Source organism: Streptomyces sp. Ru62 (assembly GCF_002920615.1).
Lineage (GTDB): Bacteria > Actinomycetota > Actinomycetes > Streptomycetales > Streptomycetaceae > Streptomyces.
In genome coordinates this window covers 79462-91706 of sequence record NZ_PQSU01000008.1, presented here as the reverse complement: position 1 = coordinate 91706, position 12245 = coordinate 79462, and the positions used below count along the sequence as shown (strand labels likewise).

Here is a 12245-nt window from a genome sequence, read left to right as displayed (position 1 = left end):
GTTGCCGGGCGCCGGGCTCGGCAGGGGGGCGGCTCAGCGACCGGTCACGGCTACCGGTGCTCGGGGTTCTCGTAGTCGTGGCGGCAGCCCGCGTCCCATGCGGTGCGCTGGTTGCCGTAGGCCGGGATGCCTCCCAGGTCCTTCAGCGCCCGCGCCAGGTGCAGCAGGTTCCAGGTCATGAACGTGGTGTTGCGGTTGGTGAAGTCGTTCTGCGGTCCGCCCGAGCCGGGGTCGAGGTAGGAGGGTCCGGGCCCTGCCTCGCCGATCCATCCCGCGTCCGCCTGGGGAGGGATGGTGTACCCCAGGTGCTGGAGACTGTAGAGGACGTTCATGGCGCAGTGCTTGACGCCGTCCTCGTTGCCGGTGATCAGGCAGCCGCCGACACGGCCGTAGTACGCGTACTGACCGGCTTCGTTCAGCAGACTGGAGCAGGCGTAGAGGCGTTCGATCACCTGCTTCATCACCGAGCTGTTGTCGCCCAGCCAGATCGGTCCGGCCAGCACGAGGATGTCGGCCCCCATGACCTGCCGGTACAGCTCCGGCCAGGCATCCGTCTCCCAGCCGTGCTCCCTCATGTCGGGCCACACGCCGGTGGCGATGTCGAGATCCACCGCCCGGACGACATCGACCCGTACGCCCTGGGCGCCCATGATGCCGGTGCTCCGGTCGATCAGCCCCTGGGTGTTGCTCGTCTCCGGCGAGCGTTTGAGGGTGCAGTTGATCACCAGGGCCCGCAGGTCGTCGTACCGGGCCGGAGGTGTCTCGGTGGACGGCGACGAAGCGGTCATACGGTCCTCCAGGAATCCTGCCGCCACCCCTGCACGGCGGCGCGCCCACATCCAGACCAAGCCTGTGGGCCACCACCGGCAGGCGCCACCACAACACCTCCGAATGGCCGGACCCCCGCGCGCTCCGACGGTGCCCGATTCCCCCGGGGGCAGATTGCCGGGCTACCGCCTCGGGGTCGGCTCGCCCACGTCGCCGTGTTCACGTCTCACTCGCCGTCGACCGTGCGGCCACCGATGTCCCACAGCGGTCTGAGCCGACCGTCCCCGGAGAAGGCGGTCCGGCGTCCGGCCTTCTCCGCTTGCAGCAAGCTCAGTGTCACCCGGACGGTGCCGTGCCGGACTCCCCAGCCCCGCCACTCGCACCACCGGCGGCTGCGGTCGAGCATCATCTGCCGAGCTGCCTCGGCGAGGAGTTCCCAGAACGGCGCGAACCCAGGACCATCCACGGGTGGCCATGACCACACACTCGTACCGGTCCTTCATCAACTCTTGGCCGAGGAACCGATGGACAGCTAGATTCTCCACCAGCCGTCCGCGTCGTTCCGGACCGGCGCTGTCGACGAGGAGGTGTGGAGCACATGCGCAGGAGTGCCCAGCAGTTGAGCCCGCGTACTGCCCTTCGCCACACCCTCACGACGGAGACACCTTGTCGCTTCGTATCACCCCACTGACCGACCCCGCGCACGGGCCGCGCAGCCGGCGTCTTGCATGGCTGGCGTCCGACGCCGATTCCATCCCTGCCGGAGCGGCCTTCCTGCGGCTGTTCACCGATCCTGGACAGGAGCACCTGGCCGAGCTGACCCTCCATGTCCATCCCGCGGAGCGACGCAAGCGCGTCGGTTCCCGGCTCCTCGACGCCGCCGTGGCCGCCGCCCGGGACAATGCCCGACGCCGCGTCGTAGCACAGGCTGAGGCCCGATCGCCCGGCGACCGCTTCCTGGAGGCGCGCGGTTTTCGCAAGGTCCTCACTCTGAGGTGCTCCCGCTTGTCACTGGCCGATGTGGACACCGCCGCCCTCGCCGGGATCATCGAGCGTCCGCATCCCGGCTACCGGCTGGTGTCATGGCGGGGAGTCGTCCCGCACGGCCTCGCCCAGACATTCGCCGCCTCACGTCGCGCCATGGACGACATGCCCATGGAGGACACCGACCACGGCTCCGTGACCTGGGACGTGGACCGCGTCCGGGCCGCGGCGAAGGCCGTCGAACAGCGCGGCGACCTGTTGCACACCGTCGTCGCCATCGACGCCTCCAACGGCTCGGTTGCCGGGTTCACCGAACTCGTCGTTCCCGGCAACGGCACAGGCGATGGCCAGCACTACGGCACCGGCGTGCTGCCCGAGCACCGTGGGCACGGCCTCGGCCGATGGATGAAGGCAGAGTCGATCCGACAGGTCCACGGGCTCTATCCGGGCCTCGGCGGCCTCCTGACCGACACCGCCGACAGCAACACACACATGAGACACATCAACGACAGTCTCGGCTACACACCCACGCACACGACACACCAGTACCAGCTCGACACTTAGCGGCGAACGGACGGGCCGGACCCGGTCGTCACCTCGTCCGGCCCGTCGATGCCTTCGATACACGCCTGGACCGATGACGACGGGCGTGATTGGTTCTGCCCTGCTTCCAGGTTTGTAACCCGAGACGAGGACCGGACGACGACAGGCTCACCCCGTCCTGCGGAGCCCCGACCACCCAACGCCGTGTCGGTCGTCCCCCAGCCCGACGGGCATTCCCGCTTGCCCTGCTCCTCAGCATGTGGGAGCCTCCATCCAGCTTCCGGCACGTACCCACTCACGGCGAAGGACTGAAGCCAATTGTTCACGGCGTCCCGCAGCGGCCGCCGTCGGCACTGAGCCGTCTCCCTCAAGGGCGGCGGTCACCGGTGCCGCGTCCGTCTCCTCACGGCGGCCCGACGACGCGGTGGCCGAACCACCGCCCCACCTCCCTGCTCGGAGGTGGTCCCCGGCTGTGGCCGGTACGACAGCTCGCGCGTTGATCCCGTTCCGCCCGTGCGGCGGCAGCGCGCTCCGCCGGTATCTCCAGTGAGGATGTCATCGTGGACATCGCCGTCCAGAACTTCGCCGTCGCCAACCTGCGCCGCCGCCCCGCGGCGGTCGAGATCGGCGGCTTCGTCGCGGGATTCGATCCGGCGACCACCAGCCCCTTCATCAACTACGCGACCCCCGTGCCCGGCATCCGTCCAACCGACCGAGACGTGGCCGCGCTGATCGAAGCGTTCCGTGAGCGCGGACTCAGGCCCCGGCTGGAGTTCGCTCCCGAGGCCGCGCCCGCCGTGGATCCGGCACTGCGCCGGGCAGGGTTCACCACAGAGGCAGTGCACGTGTACATGGTCTGCACTCCCGCCACGTTGGCCCTGCGGCCGAACGGCCACCGGACAGCCGCCGGGCCCGGCGTGCAGATCCCGCGCACCGACGAGGACTACGCGGCGATCGACGCTGCCCTGTCCGAGGCGTTCGCCGGTGACTTCACACCCTCCGCCGAAGGCGCCGCCCGACTGCGGCGCACTCAGGAGAACGGTGGTGCCGTCCGCTTCGTCCGGGCCCCCGATGGCGGATGCGCCGGCGCGGCCTCCTGCTCCCCGCCGGCCGTGGGCACGTCGGAGCTGGCGGGTGTGGGGACCCGTCCGGCCTTTCGTGGGCGCGGAGTTGCCGCCTCGGTCACCTCGGCGCTGACCCAGGCCATGTTCTTGCGAGGAGCACGATCGGTCTGGCTGGAGTACTCGGGCGAAGGGTCCCGCCGGGTGTACGAACGCGTCGGCTACCGACCTCAAGGCACCCGTCTGTACATGAGCCTCGAAGGATGAGGCGCGGGGTGGGGTGGTGACGGTCATGCCGTCACCGCCCCGCTGACCGCTCCCTTCGCAGAGGAACGGACCACCCCATGGATCTCACCGCACTCGCCTCGGTGTACGGCGGCCTGGTCGCCCGGGCGGGGCCATCGCCGGCACGGCGCCGCTACCGACGGCGACGCGCGCTGATCTCGACTGGCGGCAACTGTCCCGGCTTGTCCGGTGCTCCTCCACCGCCGCCGACACCACCACCGCCACCGCCACCGCCACCGCCACCGCCGCTACGAACACACACCCGAGCACGTGGTCGTCAACGGCGCGGATCGTCGGACCTCGACGCGTTCCGGACGTGCGTCCTCCCGCCCATGAGCCTGCCAGGATGCTGTCGTGCTGGATGCGATCGACGCGGTGGACTGGTCTGCCGTACCGGGCCCTCCCGACTGGTACGAACCGGCTCGTGCCGCCCGGGGTCTGCGGGCCCTGGCCTGTGCGGCGAACCTGGTGGAGGCGGCGGAGGCCGGCTCACTGCTCGGTGGCGGCGGGATCGTGCATGGCCACAGTGCGGCGGTGTTTCCGGCGGCTGCGGTCGCGGCCCCTCTCCTGCTGGAGATGGCTCAGCGGGGGCACCCGGCCGCGCGGAGCACCGCGTTGGGGCTGATCGACGAGGCCTTGTCGTCCTATCCGCACGCCGGGTACACGCGGGTGACGACGCCCTACGGCACGGCGGTCCCGATCTGCTGCGCCATCGCCGGCCATCTGCGGGCCCGCGCAGCTCTCCTCGCCGGACTGGGCAAGCGAACCAGGGCACTGCTCGCCGATGCGGCCGACCACTGGCGCTTCGAGGTCCGGGAGTGCGTCGCCGAAGGCGACGACACGGCAGCCTTCGGGACCCTGGCCGGCCGCTTCCCGGCCGGTGTGCACGCGGTGGAACTGCACCTCGGCGGGGAGATCGCCGTACTGGACGAGGTCGCCCTCGAATACCCGCCTGTGGAGGACTCTTCTGAAGCGTGTCTGCGGGTGAAGGGACGGCCTCCGGGCGAACTGCCGCCCGGCGCGCTCCTGTTCCCGGCGGAGTGCGGTGAACGCGTGCACTGACCGGTCCGGCCGGCGTCGGTGGTTCCGCGAGCCTGGTCAGGTGACCGCTCACGCACATGGCGACCGCTGGGAAAGACTGTCCGGCTCCGTCCGTCCGGGCTGTTCCCGGCCGCCCGCCACTCCGCGTGACCGTCATCAGCCGGGCTCCTGCCGGACGCCACACGAGCAGGAGCGTGCGCGTGGGCCCGCCAGGTGGGCGGCCGGCTGCGTCGCCGCCTCGTACCGAGACACCTCGCCAGTCGACCAGGTGAGCCGTCACATGAACCGGACCGTTCCCGCGGTAACCATGGGCCTCGTGCCCTGGGTGTCAGTGGCGGCACGTACGGTCTGCGCATGACTGACGAGTGGTGGGTGGACGTACGACGGCGGGTCGAGGCGGCGGGTGCGGGTCCCGGGGGCAGCGCGGTGTTCGGGGCACTGGCGCACAAGTGGGTCCTGGAAGACCCGCTCACGCAGGACGAGTTGGGCGAACTCGAAGCTCAGGTGGGCGTGCGGCTGCCGGAGGAGTACCGGGCGTTCCTGCTCCACGTCGGCGCGGGTGGGGCCGGCCCCGCCCACGGCCTGTTCCCGGTCCGCCGCGTACAGGGCCGTTGGCGTTGGGAGGGTGACGGCGCGGACCTTGCCGACCTGTCGACGCTTGCCGAGCCGTTTCCTGACCAGGGTCCGGACCCGGAGTTGCTCAACGGTGTTCTTGCGCAGCGTCCCGAGGAGGAGGACTTCGACGACATCGAGGACTTCGACGACGCCATCGAGGCGTGGGACGAGCGCTGGGAGGCCGTCATGTTCGCCCCGGAGCGCACGGCCGGGGCGATCGTGATCTCCCACCTCGGCTGTGCCCAGAGGGAGTGGCTGATCATCAGCGGCAGCCACCGCGGCACGATCTGGTCCGACTGCCGGGTGGACGACGTCGACCTCGCCCCGCTCCTCGACGACGACGGTACGCCGGTGAGGTTCGCCCGCTGGTACACCGACTGGCTGGAGAAGGCGGAGCGCACGGCTCTGTCGACGCCGTAGGTCTTTCCCCCCAACCGCGGGAGGAGCCGGGGCAATACCGCCTCGACCTGCCGGCCGGAACTCCCGCCCGCCAGGCAGTACTCCAGCTGTCCGCGGGCCACGGAAGCGCCTTGCCGTGACGGACGGTGAGGCACTAGAGTCGATCATGTGACTGCCGGGTCGGCCATGGGCCATACACGAGTGAGGCACCCGGCCTCGGCGTGAGCCCGAGGCGGGGGCGAGCCCCGCCACTTCTCCGCGTCTTCCCTCCAGCGCCCGCACGAGGCGCCCCACAGCGGATCCAGGACTCGGAGACACATCCCCACATGCCACATGATCAGCAGCGTCGGCACGAAGTCGCCGCGCCGGCCACCGTCCAGCTGAACCACACCGCCGTTTACGCCACGGATCGTCAACTGTCGGCCGAATTCATCGCCGCAGTCCTCGGTCTGAGGGTCGGCGCGCCGTTCGGGCCGTTCCTTCCCGTCGACCTGGGCAACGGCGTCACGCTCGATTACTACGAGAAGCGCGACGAGCCGATCCAGTCGCAGCACTACGCGTTCCTCGTGCCCGACGACCGGTTCAGCGCCATGGTCGCCCGCCTGGAGACGCTCGGCGTCACCTACTACGCGGACCCCCGTCACACCGAGCCGCACCAGATCAACCGTCTGTTCGGTGGCCGTGGCGTCTACTTCGCGGACCCGGACGGCCACAACATGGAGATAATGACGCGGCCTTACGTCCGGCCGTAGGAGGCCGCCGGGCGGCGTCGAGCCCCGGCCTGCGAACCCGGCGACACCCGCGTACCCGCGTACCCCGCCGACGCTGGTCAGCCGGTGGGGGCGGCGACGGCGAGCCCGAGGCCGATCAGTGCGACGCCCGTGGTCAGCCCGAGCGCACGACGGATCCGTGGCTTGTGGAGGGCCCGCCCGGCCTTGGACAGCAGGAACACGTAGCTGCTCAGCCAGGCGACGCTCAGCGTGGCGTGGAGGACCACGAGCAGCGTCATGGCCCAGGGGGCGGGCAGCCGGGGCGGGGCCAGCGTGGGCAGCAGCCCGGTGTAGAAGACGGCGATCTTCGGGTTCAGGGCGTTGCTGACCAAGCCGGTCCGCCAGGGGCTCCCCACGGCGGCAGGACCGGCATCCGTTGGACCGGCCGGTGCCGAGCGGCCGTGCTGCCAGAGCGCCTGGGCGCCCAGGAACACCAGGTAGCCGGCGCCCAGGAGCTTGACGGTCAGGTAGGCCGCGGGCGAAGCGGCGAGCACGGCCGCGAGCCCCGCCACGGTCGACGCGCCCCAGAGCAGCAGCCCGGTCACGATCCCGCCCACGGTACGCAACCCGTCCCCGGGACCGGCCACGAGCGCGCGCCGGGTCACCACCGCCATGTCCGGGCCGGGCACGACGGTCAGCAGCCCCAGGACGCCGATCGCCGCCATGAAGTGGGTCAGCACGCTGCCGGCCATCCCTTGGGCGAGCCGGGCGAACCGGTTGAGCCGGTCGAACTGGTTGAGCCGGTCGCGCCGGTCGCACCGGTCGAACTGGTCGCGCCGGCGTGCGGGTTGGCGGCGGTACCCTCGGTGCTCAGCAGCACGACGACCGAGGACGGCCCCAGTCCCAGCGCCGTACGGCGTTCCCCGGCCCCCTCGCCGGTGAGCGCCGCGCGCAGACCGGCGAGCGACGCGGCCCCGCAGGGGCCCGAGGAGACGCCGGCAGCGGCCAGCACACCGGCCGCGCGGGCGCTCTCGGCGTCCGCGACGGCGACCGCGGCGTCCAGACCGTCACGCAGAGGGGGCCACGCGATGCTGGACGGGGTGCCGCAGTTCAGCCCGGCCATGGTGGTCTCGCCCGTGGGGACACTGACGGGTGCGCCGCGGGTGAGGCTCTCCAGGACGCACGGCGCGGTCTCCGGTTCCACCGACAGCAGCGCCGGGGCGTGCCCGGAGGGGCGGCTGCGGTAGTGGGTGACCACGGCCTGTGCCAAGGACCCCACGCCCACCGGTATGGACACGAGGTCGGGGCCCTCGGCGACCCCCTCGGCCGTCAACTGCTCGTCGATCTCCGCGCACAGGGTGGCGTAACCCTCGACGATCCACCGCGGGACCTGCTCGTAACCCGGCCAGGCGGTGTCCTGGACGAGGACCGTGTCCGGTGCGGCAGCCGCCTCGGCCGCCAGGCGTACGGCCTCGTCGTACGGCCCTGCGACCTCGGTGACCTTCGCCTGTTCGGCGACGATGGCCGCCACGGCCTGGGGATGCACGCCCTGCGGAACGAAGACGTGGGCCTCCTGGCCGAGACGGCGCGCCATCCGGGCCACCGCGCGACCGTGGTTGCCGTCGGTGGCCGTCACGAGGGTGACCGGGGCCGGTTCTCCGCCGTTCGCCGCCCGCTCGGCAAGGATGCGGTGGACCGCCCAGGACGCGCCCAGGGCCTTGAACGCGGGCAGCCCCAGACGGCACGACTCGTCCTTGACGAAGACCCGGCCGACCCCCCACGCGTGCGCGAGCGACGGGAGTTCGGTCAGCGGGGTGGGCGCGTAGTCGGGCAGGGAGAAATGGAAGGCCCGCACCTCGGCCGGCGCGGGTTCACACCGCCAGGCACGGGCTTCGGAGCGCGCGAACCACGGCAGCGTACGGGGGGAGCAGGTGTTGTCAGGCACAGGATCAGAGTGCGGTGTGCTCCTACGATCGGTCCAGCGAATGTTTCCGACCTATACTCGTCGGGAGAACCGACCATAGGCCCATGAACCCGATCGGCTGTCGGTCCGCGAGGGCGAGGGAAGGCGGACGTGCCATGTTCGACCTGCACCGACTGCGCCTGCTCCGGGAACTCAAGCACCGCGGCACCCTGGCGGCCGTCGCCGCCGCCCTGTCCTACGCCCCCTCCTCCGTCTCCCAGCAGCTCTCCCAGTTGGAGGCCGAGGTCGGCGTCCCGCTGCTGGAACCGGTCGGACGGCGGGTACGGCTGACCGAGCAGGCCGAGATCCTCGTCGCCCACACCGAAGCGGTCCTCGAACGTCTGGAGCGCGCGGAGGCGGACATCGCCGCCTCGCTGTCCGACCTGACCGGCACCCTGCGCATCGCCTCGTTCCAGACAGCCGCCCTCGCCCTCGTCCCGACCGCGCTCGGCCTGCTGCGTGACCAGCACCCGCACCTGCGCGTCCACGTCACGCACATGGAACCGGAAAGGGCCCTGCCGGCGCTCCAGGCCCGCGACTTCGACCTCGTCCTCGCCGAGGAATACCCCGGCGACCCCAACCCGCGGCCCGCCGAACTCGAACAGGAAGACCTGCTCGACGACCCCCTGCACCTCGCCCTGCCGGCACCGGCCGGGACCGGGGAAGCCGACGGCCCGACCGCGGCGCTGCGTTCCCTGGCCGACCACGCCTGGGTGATGGAACCGGAGGGCACCGCCGCCCGGCACTGGGCCGTGACCCTGTGCCGCAACGCCGGTTTCGAACCGGACGTACGGTTCGAGACCACCGACCTCCTGCTTCACCTCCGCCTGGTCGAGCAAAGGCACGCCGCGGCCTTCCTGCCCGGCCTCGTCCGGACCGGGCAGCCCCCGACCGTCACGCTGCGTCCGCTCCCCCGCGGTCAGCGCACGCGCCGCATCTTCACCGTGGTACGCCGCGGCGCCGGCCGGCACCCTGCCGTGCTGGCGTGCCGGAAGGCCCTCCTCCGAGCGGTCGGCATGCGCTCCGACCGCGCCTGAGGGAACCGCAGTCGGGGAGGGCGCACGGCATGACAGAGCAGTGGCTCAGGGGGCAGCGGCAGGAAGGGCACGCCGCGTTCCTGACCGAGTGGGCCTGGACATCAGCGCCGACGAACATGAGCTGGAGCACGCCCGCGCGTTCGGACGGAGTGGGCCGCGGGAGAGGATGATCACCATGACGAGGGCAGAGGTGCGCTCCGCCCCGACGGTTCGCCGACCGGCCTCCCGCCGGCCCTACGTGGACTCGCGGAGCCGGAGTTCCGCGCGCGCCACGAGGTCGTCGGGGTCGAGGGGGCTTGCGCCGGTCAGGAGGCGGGCCGCTTGGTCGACGGCGAGTGCTCCGAGCCGGCGGATGTCCAGAGCCACGCTGGACAGCGGGGGCTCGACCAGGGTGCCGAGCTGCACTCCGTCGAAGCCGATCACGGCCAGGTCACGGGGCACCTGGCGTCCCGTCCGACGCGCGGCACGGAGCGCGCCGATGGCGATGACGTCGTTGAAGGCGAAGACGGCGGTCACGTCGGGATGCCGGGTGAGCAGGCTCACCAGTGCCCTCTCACCGCCCTCCACGCTCTGCTCCGCGCGGCACACCGGCCCTTCACCGAGTCCGCAGGCGGTCAGCGCGTCGGCGAACCACGCGTGCCGGACGCTCGGTTCGGCCCGGGCAGCGTGGTCGAGCATGCCGATGCGCCGGTGCCCGGCCTGGACGAGGTGGGAGACGGCCGCCCTGACCCCGTCCCTTCCGTCGATCCGGATGGAGCTGAAGCGTTCGGCGTCCCGGCCCCTGTCGATGAGTACCACCGGCAGCCCCCGGGTCCACTGCTCGATCTCGCTCTCGGACCGGCTGAAGTAGCCGACGACCGCGTCCACTTGGGAGGCGATCACCTGGAGGGTGCCGAGCTCCTCCTGTGCGCTGTCCGCGGTGTCGTAGACCAGGACGTGCCAGCCGCGGGCCCGCGCCGCCTCCAGCGCCGCCGCGGCGACCTCCGTGAAGAACGGGTTGAGCAGGTCGGGGATCACGAGACCGACGCTGATCGTGTCCTGGCGCACCAGCCCCCTGGCGAACCGGCTCGGTCGGTATCCCAGCGCCCGCGCGGCTTCGAGCACACGCTGCTTGGTGGAGTCGTCGATCTCCCCCTTGTCGTTCAGCGCTCGTGACACGGTCTGCCGGGACACCCCGGCAGCGCGGGCGACGTCATGGATCGTCACCCTGCGGGACTCGGTCCCGGACGGCACTGTCGCTCACCTCCCCATCGTGATCCGAGAGTCTTGACACTCAACCGCACCCGAGCGCACACTTCCGAACGTTTTACAGCGCCCGTGAACGTTCCCGTGAACGCTCACGGACGGAAGTTACAGCAGCTCGCCCCTTCTCGCCACGGTGTTGGGGGACCAGAACCGACACCGTCGCGCCCGTCCATGTCCACCGCGGCATCCCGCCTGAGTGAGTCAACGTCGACCCGGCCGGCCCCAGTCGCCGGTCGTTCTCGGGAACGGAAAACATGAGCAGCACAGTCATGCGCACCCGCCTCGCCACCGTCGCCGCGGCAGCCGGTGTCGCCGTACTCGCCGCATGCTCCTCGCCCGCTCCGGCGGGCGAGGCACCGGCAGCGGCCTGCACGCCCGCCAAGGGAAAGGTCACCCTCCAGTACTGGAACACGGTTCCGGGCATGGACAAGGTCGTGGACCTGTGGAACCAGCGGCATCCGGACATCCAGGTCGAGACGAAGAACATCTCCAACGACCAGTACGGCACCATAGGAAACGCTCTGAAGGCGGGGAAGGCACCCGATCTGGCGCAGGTCGGCTACGACGAACTCCCCAACCTGCGCACCCAGAACGCCTTCGTGGACGCCTCGGCCTGCAAGGCGGCCACCGCCGCCAAGTCGAAGTTCGTCCCGTGGACCTGGTCCCAGACCAGCTTCGGCGGCACCGGTGTGTTCGCCCTCCCGCAGGACACCGGCCCGATGGCCCTCTTCGTGCGCCGCGACCTCTTCGAGAAGTACCGCGTCGCGATCCCCACGACCTGGGACGAGTACGCGTCCGCGGCACAGAGGCTGCACAAGGCGGACCCCGAGCTCGCCATCACGTTCTTCGATCCGAACAACGCCGAGTGGTTCAACGGGCTCCTCTGGCAGAACGACGCGAAGATGTACGGCTACTCCGGCGACAAGTGGCGGGTCACAGTCGACTCGGACCGGAGCAGGCAGGTGGCGGCGTACTGGCAGAAGCTGATCTCCGGCAAGCTCGTGCGCACCGACCTCGCCAACGGTTCGACGCAGATGTACGCCGCGTACCAGAAGGACCGGATCGCCAGCTACGTCGGAGCCGCCTGGGGCTACAGCATGTTCCGCGACAACCTCCCCAAGCAGGCCGGCAAGTGGTCGGTCGTCCCGATGCCGACCTGGGGTACGAACGGCGCGTCCGGTGACTGGGGCGGGTCGACCGTCGCGTTCATGAAGGGCGGCAAGCACCTGTACGAAGCGGTGGAGTTCAACACCTGGCTGAACACCGATCCGGAGGCGCTCGCCATGGAGAACAAGCTGGGCGGCCTGTACCCCGCCGCCACGGCCGGGCTCCAACTCCCCTCGTTGAAGCAGGGCGTTCCGTACTACGGCAACGAGAAGATCTTCGACGTCTTCGCCGACTCGTCCAAGAAGATCGACACCAGCTTCACCTGGGGCCCCACGCAGAAGACGGTGAACCTGGCGCTGCAGGACGCGATGGCCAAGGCGGCGGCCGGCGACGGCACGCTCACCGACGCGCTCGCGACCGCCCAGGACGCCGCGCTGAAGTCGATGAAGGACCAGGCGATCCCGGTCACGGCGGGCAAGTGACCGCG

The 12245-nt window shown here is 70.9% G+C and carries 12 protein-coding genes; 7 read left to right on the top strand and 5 right to left on the bottom strand.

The features are described 5' to 3' along the window. Positions 1–50 precede the first annotated feature (50 nt). Positions 51–788: a flavodoxin family protein gene (locus C3492_RS12770; protein WP_103811872.1), complete on the bottom strand. Its 738-nt coding sequence runs from the start codon at positions 786–788 to the stop codon at positions 51–53. Between the two features lie 206 nt (positions 789–994). Then, on the bottom strand, positions 995–1234 hold the full coding sequence (locus C3492_RS12765) for a hypothetical protein (RefSeq protein ID WP_258055660.1): 240 nt from the start codon (positions 1232–1234) through the stop codon (positions 995–997). A gap of 200 nt (positions 1235–1434) precedes the next feature. Here C3492_RS12765 and C3492_RS12760 point away from each other — a divergent pair, with 200 nt between their 5' ends. The 5 genes from C3492_RS12760 to C3492_RS12740 all read left to right on the top strand — a co-directional run bounded on the left by C3492_RS12760 (position 1435) and on the right by C3492_RS12740 (position 6448). Continuing rightward, positions 1435–2316 (top strand): GNAT family N-acetyltransferase, encoded by an 882-nt coding sequence (locus tag C3492_RS12760; protein ID WP_103811871.1) that lies wholly within the window; start codon positions 1435–1437, stop codon positions 2314–2316. A gap of 539 nt (positions 2317–2855) precedes the next feature. Next, positions 2856–3623, top strand: a complete 768-nt coding sequence (locus C3492_RS12755; protein ID WP_103811870.1) for a GNAT family N-acetyltransferase — start codon at positions 2856–2858, stop codon at positions 3621–3623. 372 nt (positions 3624–3995) lie between these two features. Continuing rightward, entirely contained in the window at positions 3996–4703 is a 708-nt protein-coding gene (locus tag C3492_RS12750; RefSeq protein WP_103811869.1) for a hypothetical protein, read from the top strand. Between the two features lie 333 nt (positions 4704–5036). Further along, a complete protein-coding gene (locus C3492_RS12745) occupies positions 5037–5717 on the top strand; it encodes an SMI1/KNR4 family protein (RefSeq protein ID WP_103811868.1) in 681 nt (226 codons plus the stop codon). Positions 5718–6022: 305 nt separating this feature from the next. Next, the gene (locus C3492_RS12740; RefSeq protein WP_103811867.1) at positions 6023–6448 is read left to right on the top strand and encodes a VOC family protein; all 426 of its coding nucleotides are present in this window, start codon (positions 6023–6025) and stop codon (positions 6446–6448) included. Between the two features lie 77 nt (positions 6449–6525). On the opposite strand, the gene C3492_RS12735 is transcribed toward C3492_RS12740, so the two are convergent. Both C3492_RS12735 and C3492_RS12730 read right to left on the bottom strand, forming a co-directional pair. After that, positions 6526–7146 carry a LysE family translocator gene (locus C3492_RS12735; RefSeq protein ID WP_103812017.1) on the bottom strand — a complete coding sequence of 207 codons (621 nt, stop codon included), beginning with the start codon at positions 7144–7146 and terminating at the stop codon, positions 6526–6528. Then, the gene (locus C3492_RS12730) at positions 7140–8351 is read right to left on the bottom strand and encodes a diaminopropionate ammonia-lyase (protein WP_258055659.1); all 1212 of its coding nucleotides are present in this window, start codon (positions 8349–8351) and stop codon (positions 7140–7142) included. The genes C3492_RS12735 and C3492_RS12730 overlap by 7 nt, the downstream gene beginning before the upstream one ends. Before the next feature lie 134 nt (positions 8352–8485). Between C3492_RS12730 and C3492_RS12725 the strand changes: the two genes are divergently transcribed. Next, a complete protein-coding gene (locus C3492_RS12725) occupies positions 8486–9406 on the top strand; it encodes a LysR family transcriptional regulator (RefSeq protein WP_103811866.1) in 921 nt (306 codons plus the stop codon). Positions 9407–9640: 234 nt separating this feature from the next. Here the strand turns inward: C3492_RS12725 and C3492_RS12720 are convergent, their stop codons facing one another. After that, positions 9641–10639 carry a LacI family DNA-binding transcriptional regulator gene (locus tag C3492_RS12720; RefSeq protein ID WP_103811865.1) on the bottom strand — a complete coding sequence of 333 codons (999 nt, stop codon included), beginning with the start codon at positions 10637–10639 and terminating at the stop codon, positions 9641–9643. Between the two features lie 266 nt (positions 10640–10905). Here C3492_RS12720 and C3492_RS12715 point away from each other — a divergent pair, with 266 nt between their 5' ends. Continuing rightward, the gene (locus C3492_RS12715; protein WP_258055658.1) at positions 10906–12240 is read left to right on the top strand and encodes an extracellular solute-binding protein; all 1335 of its coding nucleotides are present in this window, start codon (positions 10906–10908) and stop codon (positions 12238–12240) included. The last annotated feature ends 5 nt before the right edge of the window (positions 12241–12245 follow it).